Source organism: Paracoccus sp. UBA5162 (genome assembly GCF_002413585.1).
In the GTDB taxonomy this organism is placed as follows: Bacteria; Pseudomonadota; Alphaproteobacteria; order Rhodobacterales; family Rhodobacteraceae; genus Paracoccus.
This window is the reverse complement of the sequence record NZ_DHXG01000086.1, coordinates 6,460-30,839: the sequence shown is the minus strand read 5'-3', so window position 1 is coordinate 30,839 and position 24,380 is coordinate 6,460. Positions and strand designations below refer to the sequence as shown.

The 24,380-nt window shown below is 64.8% G+C and carries 21 protein-coding genes; 9 read left to right on the top strand and 12 right to left on the bottom strand.

Annotated elements, in window-relative coordinates:
- The 3 genes from atpA to B4A72_RS14200 form a co-directional block, all read right to left on the bottom strand.
- Positions 1-1,035 (bottom strand): F0F1 ATP synthase subunit alpha (gene atpA / locus B4A72_RS14210; protein WP_292978904.1); only part of this gene is annotated, 1,035 nt, incomplete at its 3' end.
- Positions 1,035-1,595: a F0F1 ATP synthase subunit delta gene (locus B4A72_RS14205; protein ID WP_292955957.1), complete on the bottom strand. Its 561-nt coding sequence runs from the start codon at positions 1,593-1,595 to the stop codon at positions 1,035-1,037. The genes atpA and B4A72_RS14205, both read right to left, overlap by 1 nt.
- Before the next feature lie 375 nt (positions 1,596-1,970).
- Positions 1,971-2,774: a methyltransferase domain-containing protein gene (locus B4A72_RS14200; protein WP_292955954.1), complete on the bottom strand. Its 804-nt coding sequence runs from the start codon at positions 2,772-2,774 to the stop codon at positions 1,971-1,973.
- Positions 2,775-2,831: 57 nt separating this feature from the next.
- Here B4A72_RS14200 and gloB point away from each other — a divergent pair, with 57 nt between their 5' ends.
- Both gloB and clpA read left to right on the top strand, forming a co-directional pair.
- Entirely contained in the window at positions 2,832-3,578 is a 747-nt protein-coding gene (gloB, locus tag B4A72_RS14195; RefSeq protein ID WP_292955951.1) for a hydroxyacylglutathione hydrolase, read from the top strand.
- Positions 3,579-3,793: 215 nt separating this feature from the next.
- Complete coding sequence (clpA, locus tag B4A72_RS14190; RefSeq protein WP_292978902.1) at positions 3,794-6,118, top strand: ATP-dependent Clp protease ATP-binding subunit ClpA; 2,325 nt, start codon at positions 3,794-3,796, stop codon at positions 6,116-6,118.
- Between the two features lie 164 nt (positions 6,119-6,282).
- Here the strand turns inward: clpA and B4A72_RS14185 are convergent, their stop codons facing one another.
- The 6 genes from B4A72_RS14185 to betI form a co-directional block, all read right to left on the bottom strand.
- Complete coding sequence (locus B4A72_RS14185) at positions 6,283-8,835, bottom strand: penicillin-binding protein 1A (RefSeq protein ID WP_292955942.1); 2,553 nt, start codon at positions 8,833-8,835, stop codon at positions 6,283-6,285.
- A 92-nt stretch (positions 8,836-8,927) separates the two neighbouring features.
- Positions 8,928-10,142 carry an N-acetylmuramoyl-L-alanine amidase gene (locus B4A72_RS14180; RefSeq protein WP_292955939.1) on the bottom strand — a complete coding sequence of 405 codons (1,215 nt, stop codon included), beginning with the start codon at positions 10,140-10,142 and terminating at the stop codon, positions 8,928-8,930.
- The gene (locus B4A72_RS14175; protein WP_292955936.1) at positions 10,139-11,272 is read right to left on the bottom strand and encodes a pyridoxal phosphate-dependent aminotransferase; all 1,134 of its coding nucleotides are present in this window, start codon (positions 11,270-11,272) and stop codon (positions 10,139-10,141) included. Before B4A72_RS14175 ends, B4A72_RS14180 begins: the two co-directional genes overlap by 4 nt.
- 282 nt (positions 11,273-11,554) lie before the next feature.
- Positions 11,555-13,156 (bottom strand): choline dehydrogenase, encoded by a 1,602-nt coding sequence (gene betA / locus B4A72_RS14170; RefSeq protein ID WP_292955933.1) that lies wholly within the window; start codon positions 13,154-13,156, stop codon positions 11,555-11,557.
- A gap of 29 nt (positions 13,157-13,185) precedes the next feature.
- A complete protein-coding gene (gene betB, locus B4A72_RS14165) occupies positions 13,186-14,631 on the bottom strand; it encodes a betaine-aldehyde dehydrogenase (protein ID WP_292955930.1) in 1,446 nt (481 codons plus the stop codon).
- A complete protein-coding gene (betI, locus tag B4A72_RS14160) occupies positions 14,628-15,194 on the bottom strand; it encodes a transcriptional regulator BetI (protein WP_292955927.1) in 567 nt (188 codons plus the stop codon). Before betI ends, betB begins: the two co-directional genes overlap by 4 nt.
- A gap of 88 nt (positions 15,195-15,282) precedes the next feature.
- Between betI and B4A72_RS14155 the strand changes: the two genes are divergently transcribed.
- From B4A72_RS14155 to choV, 3 genes are all read left to right on the top strand, one after another.
- The gene (locus tag B4A72_RS14155) at positions 15,283-16,227 is read left to right on the top strand and encodes a choline ABC transporter substrate-binding protein (protein WP_292955924.1); all 945 of its coding nucleotides are present in this window, start codon (positions 15,283-15,285) and stop codon (positions 16,225-16,227) included.
- A 115-nt stretch (positions 16,228-16,342) separates the two neighbouring features.
- Positions 16,343-17,191, top strand: coding sequence for a choline ABC transporter permease subunit (gene choW / locus B4A72_RS14150; RefSeq protein ID WP_292955921.1), 849 nt, complete (start codon positions 16,343-16,345; stop codon positions 17,189-17,191).
- On the top strand, positions 17,188-18,207 hold the full coding sequence (gene choV, locus B4A72_RS14145) for a choline ABC transporter ATP-binding protein (protein ID WP_292955918.1): 1,020 nt from the start codon (positions 17,188-17,190) through the stop codon (positions 18,205-18,207). Before choW ends, choV begins: the two co-directional genes overlap by 4 nt.
- 74 nt (positions 18,208-18,281) lie before the next feature.
- Here the strand turns inward: choV and B4A72_RS14140 are convergent, their stop codons facing one another.
- Positions 18,282-19,124: an ABC transporter permease gene (locus tag B4A72_RS14140; protein ID WP_292955915.1), complete on the bottom strand. Its 843-nt coding sequence runs from the start codon at positions 19,122-19,124 to the stop codon at positions 18,282-18,284.
- A 121-nt stretch (positions 19,125-19,245) separates the two neighbouring features.
- Here B4A72_RS14140 and B4A72_RS14135 point away from each other — a divergent pair, with 121 nt between their 5' ends.
- From B4A72_RS14135 to B4A72_RS14125, 3 genes are all read left to right on the top strand, one after another.
- A complete protein-coding gene (locus B4A72_RS14135; RefSeq protein ID WP_292955912.1) occupies positions 19,246-20,739 on the top strand; it encodes a hypothetical protein in 1,494 nt (497 codons plus the stop codon).
- Positions 20,736-21,416, top strand: coding sequence for an ABC transporter ATP-binding protein (locus B4A72_RS14130; RefSeq protein ID WP_292955909.1), 681 nt, complete (start codon positions 20,736-20,738; stop codon positions 21,414-21,416). Before B4A72_RS14135 ends, B4A72_RS14130 begins: the two co-directional genes overlap by 4 nt.
- A gap of 100 nt (positions 21,417-21,516) precedes the next feature.
- Entirely contained in the window at positions 21,517-22,680 is a 1,164-nt protein-coding gene (locus B4A72_RS14125; RefSeq protein ID WP_292955906.1) for an NAD-dependent epimerase/dehydratase family protein, read from the top strand.
- Positions 22,681-22,779: 99 nt separating this feature from the next.
- Here the strand turns inward: B4A72_RS14125 and B4A72_RS14120 are convergent, their stop codons facing one another.
- Both B4A72_RS14120 and B4A72_RS14115 read right to left on the bottom strand, forming a co-directional pair.
- Positions 22,780-23,598, bottom strand: a complete 819-nt coding sequence (locus B4A72_RS14120) for an alpha/beta fold hydrolase (protein WP_292955903.1) — start codon at positions 23,596-23,598, stop codon at positions 22,780-22,782.
- A 117-nt stretch (positions 23,599-23,715) separates the two neighbouring features.
- Entirely contained in the window at positions 23,716-24,105 is a 390-nt protein-coding gene (locus B4A72_RS14115; RefSeq protein WP_292955900.1) for a DUF2147 domain-containing protein, read from the bottom strand.
- Positions 24,106-24,246: 141 nt separating this feature from the next.
- On the opposite strand from B4A72_RS14115, the gene B4A72_RS14110 reads away from it, so the two are divergent.
- Positions 24,247-24,380 (top strand): HisA/HisF-related TIM barrel protein (locus tag B4A72_RS14110; RefSeq protein WP_292978914.1); only part of this gene is annotated, 134 nt, incomplete at its 3' end.

The window sequence follows — 24,380 nt, the reverse complement described above, 5'->3', positions numbered from 1 at the left end:
CGAGATCACGTTGGTCGGGATGAAGGCCGAAACGTCGCCGCCCTGGGTCTCGATGATCGGCAGCGCCGTCAGCGAACCGCCGCCATATTGCTCGTTCAGCTTGGCCGAGCGTTCCAGAAGGCGCGAATGCAGATAGAAGACGTCGCCCGGATAGGCTTCGCGGCCGGGCGGCCGGCGCAGCAGCAGCGACATCTGGCGATAGGCCACAGCCTGTTTGGACAGGTCGTCATAGATGATCAGCGCATCCATGCCGTTGTCGCGGAAATATTCGCCCATCGCGGTTGCCGAATAGGGCGCCAGGAACTGCATCGGCGCCGGATCCGAGGCGGTCGCCGCGACAACGATCGAATATTCCATCGCGCCGGTTTCTTCCAGCTTCTTCACCAGCTGGGCGACGGTCGAACGCTTCTGGCCGATGGCAACATAGACGCAATACAGCGTCTTCATGCCGTCGCCTTCGCGGCCGTTATAGTTCTTCTGGTTCAGGATCGCGTCCAGCGCCACGGCGGTCTTGCCGGTCTGCCGGTCGCCGATGATCAGCTCGCGCTGGCCACGGCCGATGGGAATCATCGCATCGACGGCCTTCAGGCCCGTGGCCATGGGTTCGTGCACCGATTTGCGCGGCATGATCCCCGGCGCCTTCACATCCGCAACCGCGCGGGCATCGGTCTCGATCGGGCCCTTGCCGTCGATCGGGTTGCCAAGGCCGTCCACCACGCGGCCCAGCAGCGCCTTGCCGACGGGAACGTCCACGATCGAGCGCGTGCGCTTGACGGTGTCGCCTTCCTTGATGTCGCGGTCGTCGCCGAAGATCACGACACCCACGTTGTCGGTCTCAAGGTTCAGCACCATGCCCCGGACACCGCCGGGAAACTCGACCATCTCGCCGGCCTGCACCTTGTCGAGGCCGTAAACGCGGGCGATGCCGTCACCGACCGACAGCACCTGGCCGACCTCGGCCACCTCGGCATCCTGACCGAAATTCTTGATCTGATCCTTGAGGATGGCCGAAATCTCGGCAGCCTGGATTCCCATTATCCGACCTCTTTCATAGCGTTCTGGAGGGAGGCGAGCTTCGAGCGGACCGACGAATCGACCATCTGCGAGCCCAGCTTGACAATCATGCCGCCGATGAGGCTTTCATCGACGCGAGTGTTCAGTTTCACGGTCTTGCCGGATTTTTCGGCCAGCGTGTCGCGCAGCCGTTTCTGCTGATCGTCGCTCAGCGCGACGGCGCTGGTGACATCGGCTGTAACCTCGCCGCGTTCGACGGCAATAAGCCGCTGCAACTGGCCCAGAAGCTGCGGCAGCACGAACAGGCGGCGGTTCTGCGCCATCAGTTTCAGCGTGTTCGACAGGGTCTTAGACAACCCCATCTTGTCGGCCAGCGCGGCGATCGCACGCGATTGCTGATCGCGGGTATAGATCGGAGAGGCGATCAGGTTGCGCAGATCGTCGCTGTCGTCCAGCGCGGCGATCAGGTCATCCGTCTGGCGGGCCAGATCGTCCAGCCCTCCATCGTCCTTCACGATGTCGAAGACGGCCTGCGCATAGCGTCCGGCGATGCTCTGGGACATGGATACAGAGTTGGCCACGGTCATCCTTCAGGTTTGCGCAAACCCCGCTGGCGGGCCGGGAAGGTTCCGGTCAGTCGCGGGGCGCGCGGGTCGCGGTGGTGCGGCTCTTGGGGCCGCCCATGAATCTGCGGTGTCTCTAGCAGGTGATTCCGTGGGCGGCAACCGCCAAGCACACGGTAATGAGAGTGTCGCGGCCCTGATTGCGGTGCCGGTCACCCCGACGCCAGGCACGCCGTCATGCGGTTCACGCGGGATCGGTCATCGCTGCGCGAAATCTCATGCCCCCGACTGCGGCGGGCTGTCGCATGGGCCGGCTCGCGGCAGCGACCGCCATGCACACGAGAACCATGGGCCATCGAGATCGCCTGCGGCGCGTCCTTGCCGGGGCCGCCCTCATCGCCGTCTTGCGATTCCGGCCCGCTGGACGCCGCCCCGTCGCGCCGTGCCCGCCCGTCCCGGCCGTGGCAGCCCGACGCCGTCCAGGATCTCGCGCGGGCCGGGAACCTGGATCGCCCGCCCCGGCCCGACGGGCGCGCGGGTCTGCTTGGCCAGTTCGATCAGCACCACACCGGCGATCAGAACCCGGCTGATCCTGGCCCCGGTGCGTTCCCACATCTGAGCGCTGCCCAGCCAGAAACGCCGGTCCGAGGGCGGAATATAGACCGCCGATCCATGCCAATGCGCCACGAACCCGGACTTGCGCGTCTGCGATTCGATCTGCCCGGCCGTATAGCTGCGGCCCAGCCCGAAGGGTGTGCCGTCCGACGCCGCCCAAAGCCCGGCCCGGTTCGGCACCATCACCATCATCCGCCCACCCGGCCCAAGCGCGCGCCAGGCTTCGTCCAGCAGCGCGGCGGGATGGTCGCTGGTCTCCAGTCCGTGCAGCATCACCAGCCGGTCGATGCTGCCGGTCTCGACCGGCCAGGCGGTCTCATCGCACAGCACGCTGTGGTTGGGCATCCCCGCGGGCCAACCCATCACACCCTGCGGCCCCGGCATCAGCGCCATCACCCGGCGCGCCCCGGCCAGATAGGGCCGAAGCATCGGCGCGGCGAAGCCAAAGCCAGCCACGGTCATCGCCGCGCAGCGTTCCGGCGGCCAGCGGTCCGTCAGCCGGTCGCGCAGGATCCGCTGCACCACCCGGCCCAGCGACCGTTGATAATAGAACCGGCGTAGATCGTTGATGTCGTGATGCATTGCGCCCCGGCCCGGCTTCGGTCACGCTGAGCACAGCACAGAGGAAGGGATTTGCCAATGCCGCTGGAACTGATCACCTTGCGCTGCCTGCGCGACAACTACGCCTATCTCGTCCATGGCGCCGCCGGCACCGCCCTGATCGACGCGCCCGAGGCGATGCCGGTGCTGACCGAGCTTGAGGCGCGCGGCTGGGGACTGGATGCCATCCTGCTGACTCATCATCACGACGATCACGTTCAGGCCGTGACCGAGATCGTGGCCCGGACCGGCGCCAGGGTCATCGGCCATGCTGCGGATGCCGGCCGCCTGCCGCCGCTGGATGTCCGTGCCACGCCGGGCGTGCCGCTGGAGATTCTGGGCGAACCGGTCGAGGTCATCGACGTTTCGGGTCACACGATCGGCCATGTCGCCTTCCACCTTCCGCAATCGAAACTGGCCTTCACCGCCGACAGCCTGATGGCACTTGGCTGTGGACGCCTGTTCGAGGGCGATGCGCCGACGATGTGGGACAGTCTGTCCCGGCTGAACGCCCTGCCGGGCGACACGCTGATCTGTTCGGGCCATGATTATTGCGCCGCGAACGGCGCCTTCGCATTGTCGGTCGATCCTGAAAACCAGGCGTTGAAGGATCGCCTGACCGCCGTGGACGAGGCCCGCCAGCCCTGTTCGCCCGCCACCCTTCAGGAAGAGCGCGCGACCAATCCGTTCCTGCGCGTCGATGCGCTGCGCGGGGGGCTGGGCATGCAGGGCGCTTCGGATTGCGAGGTCTTCGCGCGGCTGCGCAAGATGAAGGACGCGTTTTGAGCGGGCCGGAACCGAGGCGTGGCGGCGGGCGTCTTGTCTTGAAAAACGCACGCCGCGGCATCACATCTGCCTCACCCAAGGCAAAATCGCGGCATATTGGAGAAAAACCTCTTGATGCCGCGCAAAATCCACCAAAAATTAACTGCATCGTGACAGTCTGGGCAGGTGGGTCTTTCGATGCGCCCATACCGCCAGCCGACTGACAGGAGACGACCGTGCCAAGTTTCTCGACCTCCCTGGAACAGGCCATTCATCAAGCCCTCGCGCTGGCCAATGAACATCGCCACGAACTTGCAACGCTGGAACATCTGTTGCTGGCGCTGACCGAGGAACCCGAGGCGGTCAAGGTCATGCGGGCCTGCAACGTCGATCTGGAAGAACTGCGCAAGTTGCTGATCGACTTCATCGAGGATGATCTCTCGACGCTGATCACCGATATCGAAGGTTCCGAGGCGGTGCCGACCGCTGCCTTCCAGCGCGTGATCCAGCGCGCCGCGATTCATGTCCAGAGCTCGGGCCGGCAAGAGGTCACGGGTGCGAATGTGCTGGTGGCGATCTTCGCCGAACGCGAATCCAACGCGGCCTTCTTCTTGCAGGAAATGGACATGACCCGTTACGACGCGGTCAACTTCATCGCCCATGGGGTCGCCAAGAACCCCTCGTTCAGCGAACCGCGCAAGGTCGCAGGCTCGGACGAGCCGGTCGAGCAGAAGCAGGCCGAAAAGGCACAGGAGGCCAGGGACGAAACGGCTCTGGCGAAATATTGCGTCGATCTGAACGCGAAATCGAAGAAGGGCGACGTCGATCCGCTGATCGGCCGCGAACCCGAGGTCGAACGTTGCATTCAGGTCCTGTGCCGGCGGCGCAAGAACAACCCGCTTCTGGTGGGCGATCCGGGCGTCGGCAAGACCGCCATCGCCGAGGGCCTGGCCAAGAAGATCATCGAGGGCCAGACGCCCGAGGTTCTGTCCGGCGCCACGATCTTCTCGCTCGATATGGGCGCGTTGCTGGCCGGCACCCGCTATCGCGGCGATTTCGAGGAAAGGCTGAAGGCCGTGGTCAAGGAACTGGAAGACCACGACGACGCCATCCTGTTCATCGACGAGATTCATACGGTGATCGGCGCCGGCGCAACCTCGGGCGGGGCGATGGATGCCTCGAATTTGCTGAAACCTGCTTTGGCGGGCGGCAAGCTGCGCTGCATGGGTTCGACCACCTACAAGGAATACCGCCAGCATTTCGAGAAGGACCGCGCGCTGTCGCGCCGGTTCCAGAAGATCGACGTGAACGAGCCCTCGGTGTCGGACGCCGTCAAGATCCTGATGGGGCTGAAGCCGCATTTCGAAAAGCATCACGAGTTGCGCTATACCAACGACGCGATCAGGTCTGCGGTCGAACTGGCCAGCCGCTATATCAATGACCGCAAGTTGCCCGACAGCGCCATCGACGTGATCGACGAGGCCGGCGCGGCGCAGCATCTGGTGGCCGAAAGCCGGCGGCGCAAGACCATCAGTCCCAAGGAGATCGAGGCCGTCGTGGCCAAGATAGCCCGCATCCCGCCGAAGAATGTCAGCAAGGACGATGCCGAGGTTCTGCGCGATCTGGAAACCACGCTGAAGCGGGTCGTCTTTGGCCAGGACGATGCCATCGGCGCGCTGTCCTCGGCCATCAAGCTGGCGCGGGCCGGCCTGCGCGAACCTGAAAAACCGATCGGCAACTACTTGTTTGCCGGGCCGACCGGCGTCGGCAAGACCGAGGTCGCCAAACAGCTTGCATCGATCCTGGGCGTCGAATTGCTGCGTTTCGACATGTCTGAATACATGGAGAAACACGCCGTCAGCCGCCTGATTGGCGCGCCGCCGGGTTATGTCGGTTTCGACCAGGGCGGGCTGCTGACCGACGGGGTCGACCAGCATCCGCATTCGGTGCTGCTGCTGGACGAAATCGAGAAGGCGCATCCGGATGTCTTCAACATCCTGTTGCAGGTGATGGATCATGGCAAGCTGACCGACCATAACGGTCGGCAGGTGGATTTCCGCAACGTGATCCTGATCATGACCTCGAATGCCGGTGCGGCGGACATGCAGAAGGCCGCCATCGGTTTTGGCCGCGACAAGCGCGAAGGCGAGGATACGGCGGCGATCGAGCGCACCTTCACGCCGGAATTCCGCAACCGTCTGGACGCCGTGATCAGCTTCGCGCCGCTGTCGCGCGAGGTCGTGGTCCATGTGGTCGAGAAGTTCGTGCTGCAACTGGAAGCGCAACTGATGGACCGCAACGTCCATATCGAACTGACCCCTGAGGCCGCCGACTGGCTGGCGGAAAAGGGCTATGACGATCAGATGGGCGCGCGTCCGCTGGGCCGGGTGATTCAGGAGAACATCAAGAAGCCTCTGGCCGAGGAATTGCTGTTCGGACGCCTGATGAAAGGTGGCGTGGTGCGGGTGAAGATCGAAGACGACAAGCCCGCCTTCGACATCACCGGTCCCGACGCGCCGCGAATCGGCAAATCGAGGACTCCGCTTTTGACGGCGGACTGACGCCAACCCTTGTTCTGACAGCCGACCAGACCGCCGGGCCATCGCCCGGCGGTTTTTTCGTTGCCGATCCCGGATGCCTGGGATGAACCTGCCCTGCCCCAGCCTCTGCGTCCGGGCGCGGCGCGACGGCCGGGCCCAGGGTCTGCGCAACGCGCGCGACGGTCTCAGTAAAGTCCGCCCGAGGACATGGTTCCGAAATCGGTGCTTCGCGGAATGACCTTGCGCTTGCCCGTCGAGGTGGTGATGGAGGTCGCGCCGCGCGAGCCTGATCCGGCCTCCCACGGCAGAACCGGCGTCGCATCACCAAATCCCGAAATCACCACCGGCGACAGCCAGTCGGGATCGGTGCCGTCGCGGAAATATTCGGCGATGACGTTGTCGCCCGAGGCAGAATCGGGCAGGCGCTGCCCGGTGAAGCGGTCGATCTTTACCCAGTATCCGCCGGGGGGAACCTTGAAATCGGTGCCGCCGAATTCCTTGATGGCCTGCCGCATGAAGGCATTGAAGACCGGCACGCACAGGGTTCCGCCAAAAGCGTTCGCGCCCAGCGTGCGGGGCTGGTCGTAACCCAGATAGCAGCCGGCGACGATGTTCGAGGAAAAGCCGATGAACCAGACGTCCTTGGCGTCGTTGGTCGTGCCGGTCTTGCCCGCGATCGGCACCGGCAGGTTCACCCCCTTGCCCGAGCCACGCTTGACCACGCCCTGCATCATCGAGGTCAGCTGATAGGCGGTAACCGCGTCCATCACCCTTTCGCGGTTCGATAAGATGACCGGCCCCTCTCCGGCGGGCCAGACTTCCCGGCTGCAGGTCTCGCAGACGCGCCGGTCATGGCGATAGATCGTGCGTCCGCGCCGGTCCTGAACCCGGTCCACCAGCGTCGGTTCGACCCGCTCGCCGCCATTGGCGAACATCGCATAGGCCGCGACCATGCGGAACAGCGTCGTCTCCTGCGCGCCAAGGGCATTGGCGAGAAAGGGCTTCAGCCGGTCATAGGCGCCGAACCGTTCGGCATATTCGGCGACGCGGTCCATGCCGATATCCTGGGCGATGCGGATCGTCATCAGGTTGCGCGATTGCTCGATCCCGGTCCGCATCGGCGACGGCCCGAAGTTTCGCCCGCCCGCGTTCTTGGGCTCCCACAGGCCCTCGGGCGTGTTCAGCGTGATCGGTTCGTCCAGAACGATGGTCGCGGGGGTGTAGTTGTTGTCCAGCGCGGCGGCATAGACGAATGGCTTGAAACTGGATCCCGGCTGCCGCATCGCCTGGGTCGCCCGGTTGAATACCGAAGATTGATAGGAAAATCCGCCCTGCATCGCCATGACCCGACCGGTATTGACATCCATCGCCATGAACCCGCCCTCGATCTCGGGCACCTGTCGCAGGGTCCAGCGGAGGAAGCTGCCGTCACTGTCCGAGACCATCGGCCTGACCAGCACCACATCGCCCACCGAAACCAGATCGCCCGCGACCTGCGCGCGCGGTCCCGGCCTGCCGCTGTCGCCATCCAGCTTGCGCGCCCATTGCACGTCCCTGGCAACGATCCAGTGGCCGTCCTGATTCTCCTCGATGCCCTCGATGCCGATCCGCGCGTCCGAGGCGCCCACCTCCAGCACGACGGCGGGCCGCCAGCCGGGAATGTCGCGCGGCACACGAGTGGCGAACAGCGCGCCGCGCCAGGTCGCCTCGTCCTGCAACTGATCCTCGGGGATGGTCTTGCCGGTGCCACGCCACAGGCCACGTCCGCGATCATATTGCTCCAGCGCCTCGCGCAGTGCCTCGGCGGCGGCGGCCTGCAGGTTGGGATCGACGGTGGCGCGGATGGTCAGACCTCCGCCGAAAAACTCGTCATAGCCGAATTCGCGGCTCAACTGGCGGCGAATCTCGTCGGTGAAATAGTCGCGCGTCGGCATTTGCTCGCGGAAATCGGGATAATCGCCGTTCTGCACCGATTTCAGCGGCAGCCTGGCCTCGGCCTGGTAGGTCGCCTCGTCGAGATAGCCGTTCTGCCACATCTCGCGCAGGACATAATTCCGGCGTTCGGTGACCCGGTCCTTCTGGCGCACGGGATGATAGCGGCCGGGTGCCTGCGGCAGCGCGGCCAGCATCGCCGCCTCATGCGGGGCCAGTTCGGTCAGCGACTTGTTGAAATAGACCTGCGCGGCCGCGGCGACGCCATAGCTGTTCTGGCCCAGATAGATCTCGTTCAGATAAAGTTCCAGGATCTTGTCCTTGGACAACGATCGTTCCAGCCGCGAGGCGAGGATCAGCTCCTTCACCTTCCTCTCGACGCTGCGGTCACTGGACAGCAGAAAATTCTTCATCACCTGCTGGGTGATGGTCGAGGCACCGCGCAACTCGCGTCCACCGGTGCGCGCGGCCTCGAATGCCGCTCCCACGATGCCGCGAATGTCGTAGCCGGGATGGACGTAGAAATTCTTGTCCTCGGCGCTGATGAACGCCTCCTTCACCAGAACCGGGATTTCCTCGACCGGCACGAAGATGCGCCGTTCCTCGGCGAATTCGTCGATCAGACGTCCCTCGCCGGAATAGATCCGGCTGATGGTCTTGGGGCTGTACTGGGCCAGCGTCTCGTAGCTGGGCAGATCGCGCGAATAGACCCAGAAAATGCCACCGACGGTCAGCGCCGCAAAGAAGCTCGCGGTCGTGATCCAGGAAAAGATCGCCCCGAAGAAGGACAGGATGGCGCGCAGCACGGTAGCGAGGCCTCTCGACTTGGTGAGATGTCTATAGCGGTGCGGCGGGGACGGGTCAAAACAACAACGCCGCCTCACAGGGCTGTGTGGGTCTATTGTCGCAGCATCGGGGCGCGCGTCGCCTGGTCGCGCGCCCAGCCCTGGACCGCCTGGGCCAGCGCCCGCACCATGCCCGCCCGCCAGGCGGGATCGGTCAGATTGGCCCGATCGGTCGAATCCGAGATGAATCCAAGCTCCAGCAGGACCGACGGGATGTCGGGCGATTTCAGCACCGAAAAGGCCGCGCCCTGCACCGGGTCGGCGTGCAGCCCGATCGCCATCAGCGCCATGCGCGAAGCCAGCCAGCGCGCGAAATCCTGCGACCGGGGCTGAATATCGGTGCGGGCGAAATCCATCATCGCGGCGGCCAGGGCATCATCCTGTCCCGACAGATCGACCCCGGTCAGCAGATCGTCGCGGTCATGGCGCAGCGTCAGTTGCGAGGCCGCGCGCGCATTCGAGGCCGGGTTCCAGACATAGATCGTCGCCCCCGCCGCCTGCCCCTCGGGCAAGGCATCGGCATGAAGCGAGATGAACAGATCCGCAGCCTCGGTTCGCGCGATGGTCGGACGGTTGTCCAGCCGGACGAATATGTCATCTTCGCGCGTCATCACCACCTCGATGCCGCGTTCCTCCAGCGCGTCGCGCAATTCCTGTCCGAAGGTGAGAACAAGATCGGCCTCGGTCTCTCCACCAGCCTCGGCGCCCGGGTCGAAACCGCCATGGCCGGGATCCAGCACCACCTTCAGCGCGGGTTTCGGCGGCATGGCGTCCTGCTTGACCGGGGGCGGCAGGTTCTGCATCGCCGTCGTCGCCGAGGGGCGCGGCGCGAAATCGGCCTCCTTCACCGGTGACAGCGAGACGCGGATCTCGGGCGCGGGGCGGCGGGTATCCTGACCGGCCTTCTCGATCCGGTAGGGTCCGGGCAGTTCCACCACGATCCGCCCCCAGCCGCGCCGGAACCGGCCCCAGCGGATCGCGGGCACATTGTCGGCACCGAACAGATCCGCCGCGTCAAGCCCGCTGAAATCGACGCCCTCAAGATCGACGATCAGCCGCGCCGGATCGGCAACCAGATAGGCGCGATAGGGCACCGCCCGGTCCAGCGTCAGGCGCAGTTCCAGCGGCGGTGGCCGGCCCCACCAGCCGCGCCCCGTCCGCACCAGCGCCGATGCACCCAGATCGGGCCGCGCCGGTTGTTCCTGTGCCGCCGCACCCTCGGCCAGCAACCCCAGCAGCAGCGCAAGGATCAGCGCCGCAACCCTCATCTTTGGGCCATGAACCGTTCCAGCCGCCGCAATCCCTCGGCAATGTCCGCGGTCGAGCGGGCATAGGAAAAGCGCAATGTGCGCGCGCCCCGCTGGGGATCGAAATCCAGCCCCGGCGTAGCCGCGACACCGGCCCTGTCAAGAATCTCGGCCGCAAAGGCCCGCGAATCCGGGGTCAGTTCCGAGACATCGGCATAGACATAAAAGGCGCCCTCCGGCGGTGCGATCCTGGCAAAGCCTGCCTTCGGCAGCGCCTCCAGCATCAAGCGGCGATTTTCGGAATAGACGGCCAGATTGGCCTCGGCCTCGTCGATGCAATCCAGCGCCGCAAGCGCCGCGACCTGGCTCGCATGGGGCGGGCAGATGAACAGGTTCTGCGCCAAACGTTCGACGATTCGCAGATGGCTGTCGGGAACGACCATCCAGCCTATTCTCCATCCAGTCATGGAAAAGTATTTGCTGAAGGAATTTACGACGAAAACCTCGTCCGTCACTTCAAGCGCGGAATGGCAGCGGTCACCATAGGACAACCCGTGATAGATCTCGTCCGAGATGACCGCCATGCCGCGCCCCCGGGCGGCGTCGGTCAGCGCCTGCAATTCGTCCAGCCGCAGCACCGTTCCGGACGGATTGCCCGGCGAGGCGAGGATCAGCCCCTCGGCCCGTGGCAATTCCTGCGGCCGCGGCTGGTAGCGGTCGACAGACCGCGTCGGGATGCCCACGGGTTCCAGCGACATGGCTCGAAGGATCTGGCGATACGAGGGATAGCCGGGATACCCCATCGCCACCCGGTCGCCCGCATCGAACAGCGCGGAAAAAGCCAGAATGAAGGCGCCGCTGCTGCCGGGGGTGACGACCACGCGCGCGGGATCCAGTTCGACACCATACCAGCGCCGGTAAAGCCCCGCGATCCCCTGCCGCAATTGCGGCAGACCCAATGCCCCGGTATAGCCCAGCGGCTGGTCCAGCGCGCGCGCCAGCGCCTTGCGGGCACCTTGCGGGGCGGGGGTGCCGGGCTGGCCGACCTCCATATGAATGATGTGGCGGCCCTCGGCCTCGGCGCGAGAGGCGGCCTCCATCACGTCCATGACGATGAACGGGTCCACCTGCCCGCGAACGGAATGTCGCATTTGCTGCCTGCCTCGATCTTTCGTTTTGCGCCTTCTACCGCGAGCCACGTCCCGGCTCTAGCCTTTTGGCGGGCTCATGCAGCCTTCTACCCGCATTTCTGGCCGGATTCTTCACGATTGCCGCAAATCGCAGAAATGCCGGCATCATGCCCGTTCGCCGCTCTGGTCCGCCTGAAACTGGATGCCGGGATGCTATCCCGCAAGGAAATCTCCACGCCCTCGCGCTCTTTCCAAATACCTCGGGGGAGTCGCCGCAGGCGACGGGGGCAGCGCCCCCGCGCTTCAGGCCCGGAGCATCGTCCGGCCCAGGATGTGATCGGCCGCCTTCTCGCCCGTCATGATCGAGGGGGCGTTCAGGTTTCCGTTGGTGATACGCGGAAAGACCGAGGAATCGGCCACGCGCAGCCCTTCGACCCCGATCACGCGCAGTTCCGGATCGACCACGGCCTCGGGGTCGCCCGGCTGGCCGATCCTTGCAGTCCCGCAGGGGTGATAGGCCGATTCCGCGTGCTCACGAATGAAGGCGTCGATCTGGGCATCGGTCACGACCTCGCCGCCGGGCTGGATTTCATCACCGCGATATTCCTTGAAAGCGGGTTGATCGAAGATCCTGCGAGTCAGGCGCACGCAGGCGCGAAACTCTTTCCAGTCATCTGGATGCGACATGTAATTGAAGTGAATTACAGGGGGCTTTTCGGGATCGGACGAGTCCAGCCTGACAGAGCCGCGCGATTTCGACCGCATCGGCCCGACATGGGCCTGAAAGCCATGACCGCTGGCCGCCGCCTTGCCGTCATAGCGCACGGCCAGCGGCAGAAAGTGATACTGGATGTCGGGATAATCGACACCCTCGCCCGAGCAGATGAAGCCGCAGCTTTCGAACTGGTTCGACGCGCCCAGACCCGTCTTTTGCAGGAGCCATTCGATCCCGACCCGGCTTTTGCCCAGAAGGTTGTAGTAGGTATACAGGCTGACCGGCTTCAATGCCTTGTATTGCATATATATTTCAAGGTGATCCTGCAGATTTGCGCCGACGCCGGGACGATCCGCGCGGACCCTGATTTCGTGTTCGCGCAGGTGATCGGCCGGGCCGATCCCCGACAGCATCAGCAGTTTCGGCGTGTTGATCGAACTGGCCGACAGGATCACCTCGCGGCCCGCACCGACCGTCTCGATCCTGCCCTTGCGCTGGATTTCGACCCCGGTGGCGCGGTTGCCGACAAAGATGACGCGCCGCGCAAGCGCCCGGATGACCCTCAGTTTGCCCGACTTCAGCGCCGGGCGCAGATAGGCGTTGGCGGCGGACCAGCGACGTCCCCGCCAGATCGTCGCCTCCATGGGGCCGAAACCCTCCTGATTTTCGCCGTTGTAGTCGGGCGTATAGGGCCATCCGGCCTGCTGGCCGGCCTCGATGAAGGCATTGAACAGCGGATTGCGGCGCTTGCCGCGCGTCACGTGCAGGGGCCCGTCCGTGCCGCGCAGCGGGCTGTCGCCGCCGTGCCAGTTTTCCATGCGCTTGAAGTAGGGCAGCACATCGGCATAGCCCCATCCGGTCGCGCCCTGATCGGCCCAATGGTCGAAATCCTTGCGGTTGCCGCGCACGAAGACCATGCCGTTGATCGAGGACGATCCGCCCAGCACCTTGCCGCGCGGAGTGGCAAGGCGGCGGCCGCCCAGATGGTCCTCGGGGGCGCTGGAGAAGCCCCAGTCATAGCGGGGCATGTTCATCGGATAGGACAGCGCGCCCGGCATCTGGATGAAGATCCCGAAATCGCTGCCGCCGAATTCGATCAGAGCGACGGTCCGGCCGGCCTCGGTCAGACGGTAGGCCAGCGCGCAGCCTGCGCTTCCCGCTCCGACAATGACATAATCCGGTTGAGACATCGTTTATAACCCCTTGTCAGGATTTCATTTCAATAGGGCGCCTCGACCCCGCCCATACCCACATAGACGGACTTCAGTTGCGAGTAGTGTTCGATCGCGGCGGCGGAATTCTCGCGCCCCAGACCGGACAGTTTCACGCCACCGAAAGGCATTTCGACCGGCGTCAGATTATAGGCGTTGATCCAGCAGGTGCCGGCTTCCAGCGCCGCAGCGACCCGGTGGCCGCGCGCCAGATCCCGTGTGAAGACGCCTGCGGCAAGCCCGAACCCGGTATCATTGGCGCGGCCGATCACCTCGTCCTCGTCGCGGAAGGACAGCGTGGTCATGACCGGGCCGAAGATTTCGTCGCGCGCGATCACCATGTCGTCGGAGGCATCGGTGAAGACGGTGGGCGGAACAAAGGCGCCCTCGCCCGGCCCGCCGCACAGGATCCGCGCCCCGGCGGCCTGCCCCTGCGCGATCATGGCGCGGATCTTTCCGGCCTGGGCGGGACTGACGATGGGCCCATGCTGGGTTTCGGGATCAAGCGGATCGCCCATCTTCACCTCGCCCAAACGCTGGGACAGGCGATCCAGAAACGCCTCGCGGATGCCTTCCTGCAGGAACACGCGGGTGCCGTTGGAGCAGATCTGGCCCGACGAATAGAAGTTTGCCAGCACGGCGGCGCCGACCGCGTCTTCCAGATCGGCATCGTCAAAGACGATCAGCGGCGACTTGCCGCCCAGCTCCATCGTGACATGGCGCATTCCCTCGGCCGCCGCTGCATAGACGCGCCGCCCGGTGGGGACCGATCCGGTCAGCGAGACCTTGGCGACATGCGGGTCGCCCACCAGCGCCGCGCCAACCTGACCGCCGCCCTGAACCACGCTGAAGATCCCTGCGGGCAAACCGGCCTCGGCCAGAATCTCGGCCAGTTTCAAGGCGCCTAGCGGAGTTTCTTCGGACGGTTTGAAGACCATGGCATTGCCCATGACCAGCGCCGGCGCCGCCTTCCAGCAGGCGATCTGGCTGGGATAGTTCCAGGCACCGATGCCGGCGCAGACGCCAAGCGCCTCGCGTCGCGTATAGGCCCAGTCGCGGCCCAGCGGGATCATCTGGCCGGTCAGGCCGGCCGCCAGCCCACCGAAGAATTCCAGCGCCGCCGCCCCCGATTCCCAATCGGCGACCAGCGTTTCCTGAATCGGCTTTCCGGTATCCAGCGTCTCCAGCCGCGACAGATCCGCGTTGCGGTCTCGGATGATGGCGGCCGCACGGATCAGGACGCGGCCGCGTTCGACCGGCGCCAGGGCGGCCCATGCGGGCTGCGCCCCCGCCGCCGCGCGACAGGCATCGGCGACTTGTGCCGGGCTGGCTTCGCGCAGCGAGGCGATTTCCTCGCCGGTATAGGGATAGAGGACGGGCAGAACCGCGCCCTCGCCCTCGACCGGGCGTCCGGCGATGAAAAGGCTGGCTTCGGGTTGGGCAATGTGGCTCATGACAGGGCCTCTTCCAGATAATCCTTGATGGTTTTCAGCGCCGCGACGGGATCGGTTGGGCCCGGCGTCAGCACCGCGCGCAGATAGACTCCGTCGATCAGCGCGCCGACGGTGCGGGCGGTCTGGTGCGGCTGGTCGCTGAGCCCGCGCAAGGCCACGACCAGGTTCGACTGCAACCGTCTGTGATAGACCCGCAAGAGCCGCGCGGCCTGAGCGTCCGTCAACGACAGGACATAGAAATTCAGCCATGCGCTGATCGTCTCGCGCTGGAAATTCTGCGGCGCGAAACTGGCCTCGACGATCGCGTCCAGCCGCCCGCGCCGCCCGCGTCCGGGCAGCGATTCAAGCACCGAATTGCCATAAACCCGCAAGATATAGCGCATCGCTTGCAGGAACAGTTGGTCCTTCGAGCCGAAATAGTGATGTGCCAGGGCCGGCGACATGCCGGCCCGGCGCGCGATCTGGGCCACGGTCACGTCCAGCGAGCCCGCGCGCCCGACCTCGAAGATCGTGGCGTTGATTAACGCGGCTTTTCGGATAGGCTCGGCGCCGAGTTTGGGCATGAACGGACCTGACGGGCTGGAATTCCGGTTGCTTTTCGTGTCTAACCCACCTTTAATTGACTGGTCAATCAAGAACAGGGAGTCAGACATGAATCAGACATTCATCGCAGCCGCGCTGGCGCTTGGCACCGCGCTGAGCAGCGGGACCGCCTATGCGCAGGAATCCGGCCAGTGCCGGAAGGTGACCTTCTCGGATGTGGGCTGGACCGACATCACCGCGACGACGGCGCTGGCCTCGACCGTGCTGCAGGCGATCGGCTATGATACCGAGACCAAGATCCTGTCGGTGCCGGTGACCTATACCGCGCTGTCGACCGATGATGTGGATATTTTCCTGGGCAACTGGATGCCAACGATGGAGGCCGACATCGCCCCCTATCGCGATGCGGGCACGGTGGATACGGTGCGCACCAACCTGACCGGCGCCAAATACACCCTGGCCACGAACCAGGCCGGTGCCGATCTGGGCATCGACGATTTCAGCAAGATCGCCGGGCAGAAGGACGCGCTGGACGGCAAGATCTATGGCATCGAGCCCGGCAATGACGGCAATCGGCTGCTTCTGGAAATGGTGGCCAATGACAAGTTCGGCCTGGGCACGTTCGAGGTGGTCGAATCCAGCGAACAGGGAATGCTGGCCCAGGTCGGGCGCGCGGTGAATGCCGGCAAGCCTATTGTCTTTCTGGGATGGGAGCCGCATCCGATGAACGCCCAGTTCAAGATGACCTATCTGTCGGGCGGCGACGACGTGTTCGGCCCCGATTTCGGCGGCGCCGAGGTGCGCACGAACACGCGCGCAGGCTATGTCAGCGAATGTCCCAATGTCGGCAAGTTCCTGGAGAACCTGGAATTCACCCTGCCGATGGAAAACGAGGTCATGGGCAAGATCCTGAACGACGGACAGGACCCGATGGCTGCCGCGAAGGAATGGCTGCAAGCCAATCCCGATGCCGCAAAGCCCTGGCTGGACGGCGTGACCACGGTGGACGGCAACGACGCGCAGGCGGCGCTGGACGCGGCGCTTCAGGGCTGAGCCGCGCAACAACAGTGAACGGCCCCGCCGCCTTGCCCGAGGCGGCGGGGCGCCATGCCGGAACCGGCGCGGGGCCATGCCGCCAGACAGGCGCGCCGAAACGAGGGAACCATTGATGGATTGGCTGACAGGACTGGTGACAGACAACAAGATCCCGGTCGGGGCCACGGCCAAGGCCGTCTTCGACTGGCTGAACGCCAATGCCGCCTGGCTGTTCAACGCGCTGTCCGCCGCGATGGACTGGCTGATCGGGCGCATCCTGGCCGGGCTGGAATTTCCCTCTCCCTTCGCCTTCATCGCCATCGCCGTCGCGTTGACCTTTGCGTTGCAACGCAACTGGAAGACCTGCCTTCTGGTCGCGCTTGGGCTGCTGTTCATCCTCAACCAGGGTTACTGGAACGAGATGCAGCAATCGCTGACGCTGGTTCTGGCGGCCTGCATCGTCTGCATGGCGATCGGCGTGCCCATCGGCATCGCCGCCGCGCATCGGCCGCGGCTGTATTCATGGATGCGCCCGGTTCTCGATCTGATGCAGACGCTGCCGACCTTCGTCTACCTGATCCCGGCCATCGTCTTTTTCGGCATCGGCATGGTGCCGGGCCTTCTGGCCACCGTCATCTTCGTGCTGCCCGCGCCGATCCGGTTGACCCAGCTTGGCATCAGTTCGACCCCGGATTCGCTGATCGAGGCCGCGCGGGCCTTCGGGGCCACCAACCGGCAACTTCTGTGGAAGGTGGAACTGCCAAGCGCCCTGCCCCAGATCATGGCGGGACTGAACCAGACCATCATGCTGTCGCTGTCGATGGTGGTGATCGCGGCTCTGGTGGGCGCATCGGGGCTGGGCGTGCCGGTGGTCAGGGCGCTGAACAGCGTCAATACGTCGCTGGGTTTCGAATCGGGCTTCGTGATCGTGGTCGTCGCGATCCTGCTGGACCGGATGCTGCGCATGGAGGGGCGGAAATGACCGACGAGACACCGAATGCCGTCGAATTCGACAAGGTCAGCATCGTCTTCGGCGACAGGCCGGAAGCCGCCCTGCCGCTGATGGATGAGGGGCAGGACCGTGGCCCGATCAAGGAAAAGACCGGGCAGGTTCTGGGCGTGCACGATTGCAGCGTGAATGTCCGCCAGGGCGAGATTCTGGTGCTGATGGGGCTGTCGGGTTCGGGCAAATCCACCCTGCTGCGCGCGGTCAATGCCTTGAACCATGTCTGCCGCGGCGAGGTCCGGGTCTGGGACGGGTCGGGCATGATCTCGGTCACCGGCGCGGGGCGACGGTCCTTGCGCGATATCCGGCTGCGCCATGTCGCGATGGTGTTTCAGCAATTCGGCCTGCTGCCCTGGCGCACCGTGCGCGAGAATGTCGGGCTGGGGCTGGAACTGGCCGGCATGTCCGTCAAGCAGCGCCGGGACAAGGTGGACCGACAGCTTGAAACCGTGGGTCTTTCGGACTGGGCCGACCGCAAGGTGGGCGAATTGTCGGGTGGAATGCAGCAGCGCGTGGGTCTGGCCCGCGCCTTCGCCACCGATGCGCCGATCCTGCTGATGGACGAGCCTTTCAGCGCACTGGATCCGCTGATCCGGGCGCGGTTGCAGGATGAATTGCTGGAATTGCAGGCCAAGACGCAGCGCACCATCATCTTCGTCAGCCATGATCTGGACGAGGCCTTCAAGCTGGGCAACCGGATCGCGCTGATGGAGGGCGGCCGCATCGTCCAGATCGGCACCGCGCGCGAGATCATCGCCAACCCGGTCAACGATTATGTGGCCGATTTCGTGGCGCACATGAACCCGCTGGGCGTGCTGACCGCATCGGACGTGGCGCAGCCGGGCGAGGCCCAGGGCACGCCGGTGCCGCGCGACATGCCGGTGCGCGACGTGATGAATCTGCTGGCGCAGACGACCGCGCTGCCGGTCGAGGGTGGCGGCTGCGTCACCCGAGACGGCGTGCTGGCCCGGCTGATCGACCCGCGCGGCTGAGGCGCGCGGCGCAGGCGGCCTTTCCGCCGCGGACCCTCCGCGGCTGGCAGTCGGCCCTGGTCAGGCCTGTGCCGTCAACTGTTGATCAGATCGCGGTGATAGCGTTGCAGAAATGCCAGACCGACCAGAATCAGGACCAGGCCGACTCCGAACACATAGAGATAACTGATGTAGTCGCCCGGATAGGACGGGTAGAAAGAACGCCGCATCTGGCCGACGACATGGACCAGCGGATTGTACCAGATCCATTTCTGCATCGCGTCCGGCACATCGTCATAGATGAAGAAGATGGCCGACAGCAGGAACAGCGGCCGGGTGACGATGGACCAGATCTGTTGCCACCACGGAAAGGCCGTGAACAGGAAGCAGTTCACCGTGCCCACTCCGATGGCGATCGTGAAGACCATAAGGAAGGCCAGCGCGATCCCGATGACCTGTGGATCGGTGCGGGTCTCTTGCGTCGTCACGATGAAGCTGAAGACGATATAGGCGACCAGCAACTGCGTGATGACATTGAAGAACACCTTGGCCAGCAGCGCGTCCATGAAGGTCACGGCCGGATAATCCAGAAGCGCACGCGAGGACTTGATCGACTGCGCGATCCGGCCCGAGACCGAGAGGAAGCCGATGAAGGGGATCACGCCGGTGGCGTAGAAGATCGCGAAATTGGTTCCCATCGGCGGCGTCCGGAACCCCAGCGAGAAGATCAGCGTCAGCAGCATGATGCCGCCGACAGGCTCGGCGATGGCCCACAGATAGCCGCCGGGCGAACTGCCATAGGAATTGGCCATCTCGCGCAGCACCAGCGCCATGATGGCGCGCAGGCTGGCGAAGCGGCGCTGTCTGTGCACCTCGCGCAGGCCGCCGGGGCCACGCCCCGCTGCGTCCTTGCTTCGCGGAAAGAAAATCTTGGCCATGGCCTGCGGCTCGCTGCCGTTGGAGAAGACGATCCCGCAACAGGATCGGCGCTGGCATAGCGCGGTCTCTTTATGTATGACACCCGGCGACAGTTCAACCGACAGGCGGGAGTGAGCAGCCATGTCCGCCCCAGAAAAGACCCCGCGATCCGGCCAGCCGGTCGAGCCCCCCTCGGCGCAGGCAGAGGACGGCGACAGGCCCGCCTTCCTGCAGCGCGGAGCCGACCATCAGCGGCCCGCCGATACGTCCGGCACGGCTGCCGCCGCCGATGGTGATCCGAAGGCAGCGGCGCCCGCTGCCGCGCAGGGGGGCCGCGCCGCGGCAGGTCAGGACCCGGCATCGGCCAGGCGCCAGGGTGGCGGCGGCGCGCAAGCGGGCGCCGCGACCGGCAAACCGGCGCAGCCCCTGACCGCTGCCCAGCGTGCCCGGCGCCAGCAGATCATGCAGCAGCGCCGCGCAGCCGAACAGAAGGCGCGGCCGCAGCAACCGGTGCGCCCGGTTGCCGGGCTTGCCCGGCCCAAGGCCCGTCATCTGGCCATCGCGCTGAGCTTTGTCCTGCTGGTGGTGGCTCCGGTCGCGGTCAGCGGCTGGTATCTCTATGCCCGCGCGGCGGATCAATTCGCCTCGTTCGTGGGTTTCTCGGTGCGCAGCGAAAGCGGGCCGACCGGGTCCGAATTGCTGGGCGGTCTGGGATCGCTGATCGGCGCGACCAGTTCTTCGGGCAGCGATACCGACATCCTCTACAAGTTCATCCAGAGCCGCGACCTGGTCGAGCGGGTCAACAAGCGCATGGATTTGCGCGCGATCTGGTCCAAGCCCGAGGGCGATCCGGTCTTCAGCTTTCGTGGCAACGATTCGCTGGAATCGCTGCTGGCCGAATGGGAACGCAAGGTCCGCGTCTATTACGACAATGGCATGATCGACCTGCGGGTGCTGTCTTTCGATCCCACCGATTCCCGCCAGATCGCGCAGGCCATCCTTGATGAGGGAACGCTGCTGATCAACCAGTTGAACGATGTCGCCCGCGAGGATTCGCTGCGCTATGCCCGCACCGAACTGGATGACGCGCTGGCGCGGCTGAAACAGGCGCGGCAGGCGGTCAGCGAATTCCGGAACCGCCACCAGCTGGTCGATCCTTCGGCCGATGTGCAGGGCCAGGTCGGTGTCGTGACCTCGCTGAACCAACAACTGGCCGAAGAACTGGTCTCGCTGGGGATGCTGCAAGCCAATGCGCAGGCGAACGATCCCCGGATCGAGCAGACCCAGCTTCGCATCAACGTCATCCGCGACCAGATCGACGCCGAGCGCCGGAAATTCGGCTCGGACAGCGAATCGGGCGAGGTTCTGTCCGATATCGTGGGGCAATATGAATCGCTGTCGATAGACCGGCAATTCGCCGAACAGACCTATACCGCCGCGCTGGCCGCCTATGACACCGCCCGCGCCGAGGCGAACCGGCAATCGCGATACCTGGCAGCCTATGTGAAACCGACGCTGGCGCAAGAGGCGGAATATCCCGAACGCGCCAAGCTGCTGCTGATCCTGGGCGGGTTCCTGATGCTGCTCTGGGTCATCGGCGTGCTGATCTATTACAGCCTGCGCGACCGGCGATGATCCGGCTGGAGAACCTGACCAAGATCTATTCTCTGGACGGCCGCAACAAGACTGTCGCGGACCGGATCAACGCCACCTTTCCAACCGGCGTCTCGGTCGGGTTGCTGGGGCGGAACGGAGCCGGCAAATCCTCGTTGCTGCGGATGATCTCGGGGGCGATGCTGCCCACCTCGGGGCGGATCCTTTCCAATGGCAGGATCAGCTGGCCGGTCGGCTTTACCGGGTCCTTCAACAAGGAACTGACGGGCGAGCAGAACACCCGCTTCGTGGCCCGCGTCTATGGCGTCGATACCGAGGAAATGAGCGCCTTCGTCGAGGATTTCGCCGAACTGGGCGAACATTTCCATCTGCCGATCCGGACCTATTCCTCGGGCATGAGGGCGCGGCTGGCCTTTGGCATGTCAATGGCGGTGCCCTTCGACACCTATCTTGTCGACGAGGTCTCGGCCCCGGGCGACGCCGCCTTCAAGGCCAAGTCGATGCGGGTCTTCGCGGCCCGGATGGCCAGCGCGGGGGCTTTGGTCGTGTCGCATTCCATGGGCCAGATGCGCAACATGTGCGAGGCCGGCGCGGTTCTGGAAAATGGCAGGCTGTCCTATTTCCACGACATCGAGGACGCCATTGCCGCCCATCTCGAGAACATGGACAGCACAAGGCCGCACCGCGCACGAAAATAGGCGGTTTTGCGACGGCCGGATGACAGGGCGGCCGCGGCATATGGCATCGCCCGGTTGCCCGGTCTAAGAAGCGGGCGAGGCGATCGCACAGGGGTTTTCCATGAAGATCATCGTTCTGGGCGGAGACGGTTTCTGCGGCTGGCCGACAGCGCTGCACCTGTCCGCGCGCGGCCATGACATCATCATCGTCGACAACCTGTCGCGCCGGAAGATCGATGTCGAACTCGAGGTCGCAAGCCTGACCCCGATCCGCCCGCTGGGCGAACGTGTGCGCGCCTGGCGGGATCTGACCGGCCGCGCGATCCGGGTCGAGAACTTTACAGTAGGCAAGCACTATCATCGCCTGCTGACGCTGCTGCGCGACGAACGTCCCGACGCGGTGATCCATTTCGCCGAACAGCGCGCCGCGCCCTATTCGATGAAATCCAGCTGGCACAAGCGCTATACGGTCAACAACAACCTGAACGCGACCAATGACGTGCTGGCCGCGATCGTGGAAAGCGGCCAGGACATCCATCTGGTCCATCTGGGCACGATGGGCGTCTACGGCTACGGCACCGCCGGCATGAAGATCCCCGAGGGCTATCTGGACGTGGTGGTCGAGACCGAAAACGGCCCGCACCGCCAGGAAATCCTCTATCCCGCCAATCCGGGCAGCATCTACCACATGACCAAGACCCAGGATCAGCTTTTCTTCTTCTACTACAACAAGAACGACGGCGTCAGGATCACCGATCTGCATCAGGGGATCGTCTGGGGCACCCAGACCGAGGAAACCCGCATCGACGATCGGCTGATCAACAGGTTCGACTACGACGGCGATTACGGCACGGTGCTGAACCGGTTCCTGATGCAGGCGGCAATCGGATATCCGCTGACGGTCCACGGCACCGGCGGCCAGACCCGCGCCTTCATCCATATTCAGGACACCTGCCGCTGCATTGAACTGGCGCTGCTGAATCCGCCCGCACCGGGCGACCGGGTCAGCATCCTCAACCAGATGACCGAGACGCATCGCGTTCGCGATCTGGCGCGCATGATCGCCGATCAGACCGGGGTCGAGACGGCGTTCCTGAAAAACCCCCGCAACGAGGCCGACGAGAACGATCTGCACGTCGCCAACGACCGCTTTCTGGGCCTGGGCCTGCAGCCGATCCGGCTGCAGGACGGCCTGCTGACCGAGGTGCAGGAGATCGCGCGCAAATATGCCGACCGCTGCGACCGCGACAAGATTCCCTGCCTGTCACAATGGCGGACCGGCTGAAGGCCCGCAGACCCCGGAAACGGTCGCGCACCCGCGATCCTGCCGATCGCGCCGTCCTGTCGCCGAGGGGATACCGCAACAGGGTCTGAACCGGTCCGGTCAGCCGAGAAAATCCAGAAGATCGCGCACCACGCGGTCGGGCTCGGTCGCCGTCAGCCCGTGGGGGGCGCCTTCGTATTCGATCAGCGTCGCATGAGGAACCAGTTTCGCCATCCGTCGCGCCGTCGCCGCGATGGGAACGGTCTTGTCGCCGGTGCCGTGGATCACCAGCGTCGGCACCGTGATCTGCGCGGCGTCGGCGGTAAAGTCGGTCAACCCGAAAGCGTTGACGCATTCCAGCGTGGCACGCGGGCTGGCGATCATCGCCATGTCGCGCGACCATTCCAGGATCGCGTCGCTGACGCCTCCCGTCTCGGTGTCCTGCCCATAGAAATCCTTGAAGAATTCGGCAAGAAATGCCGGACGATCCTGACGCAGCCCCTCGCGGATACCCTCGAAGACATCGCGGGTGACACCCTCGGGATTGTCGTCGGATTTCAGCATTCCCGGCGCCACGGACGAGATGAAGACCGCCTTCGACACGCCCTTTCCACCATGGCGGCCGAAATAGCGCGCCACTTCGCCCCCACCCATCGAGAAGCCGACGATGGCGGCGTCAGTCAGGCCAAGCGTCTCGATCACGGCCGCCAGATCGTCCGACAGCACGTCGTAGTCATAGCCCTCCCAGGGCTGGCCCGAGCGGCCAAAGCCGCGCCGGTCATAGCTGATCACGCGGAAACCTGCCTCGGCCAGTTTCACGGCCTGGTATTCCCAGCTATCCGCGTTCAGCGGCCAGCCATGGATCAGCACGACCGGCCGGCCCTGACCCCAGTCCTTGACATGGATCTCTGTTCCGTCCTTGGCATTGACCATCGGCATTTCGCGTTCCTTTCGGTTCCAGGATTCCAAGATCCCCTTCCCTCACCGAACGCAGATGCGCGGACAGGGTTGCCCCCCGCCCGCGTTTCTCTTTGCCAAGCGACCGAAACGGTGCGATCAGCGGATCCGCACCCAGGTCTGCGATTTGCAGATCAGGCCGCCCGCGACGCAGCCCGACAGGCTCATCCTGTCGCCCGAGACGCTGGCCTTGCCGCGGTAGATCTTGTCATTGGCCGGCCGCCATACCTTGCCGGTGTAGGTGTTGCCGCCCTGCGGGGCCATGTCGATGACGATCCGGCGGCCGAGATTGGGCGATCTGTATTCGGCCTTGTCCTTGAAGGTGCGGCTGATATCGCCGCAGAAGGCGCCGCCGCAGGGCTTGATCGTCACATAGGCAAAGGCGCCCTCGTCGGGCTGGGTCTGCCAGACGCCCTCGATCGGGTCGGCATTGGCGGTGGTGCCGGCCATGGCGAAGGCCAGCGTGGCGGCAATGATCACAGGGCGCATCGTTTCTCCTCCCAAGGGATGCTGTCGGGGCTACAGTGCCGCCCGGTCAGGTTCCGGGCAAGCGTGACGTTGGGACCGGGGCTTTCCCTTGCCCTCGGGTCATGGCAAAGGGCGGGCGAAGGACAGACCGAAGGGCCAGCCATGATCCTCTATCCCGCCATCGACCTGAAGGACGGCCAATGCGTGCGCCTGCTGCGCGGAGACATGCAGGCCGCGACCGTCTTCGGCAGCGATCCGGCAGCGCAGGCCCGCGCCTTTCAGGATGCCGGCGCCGA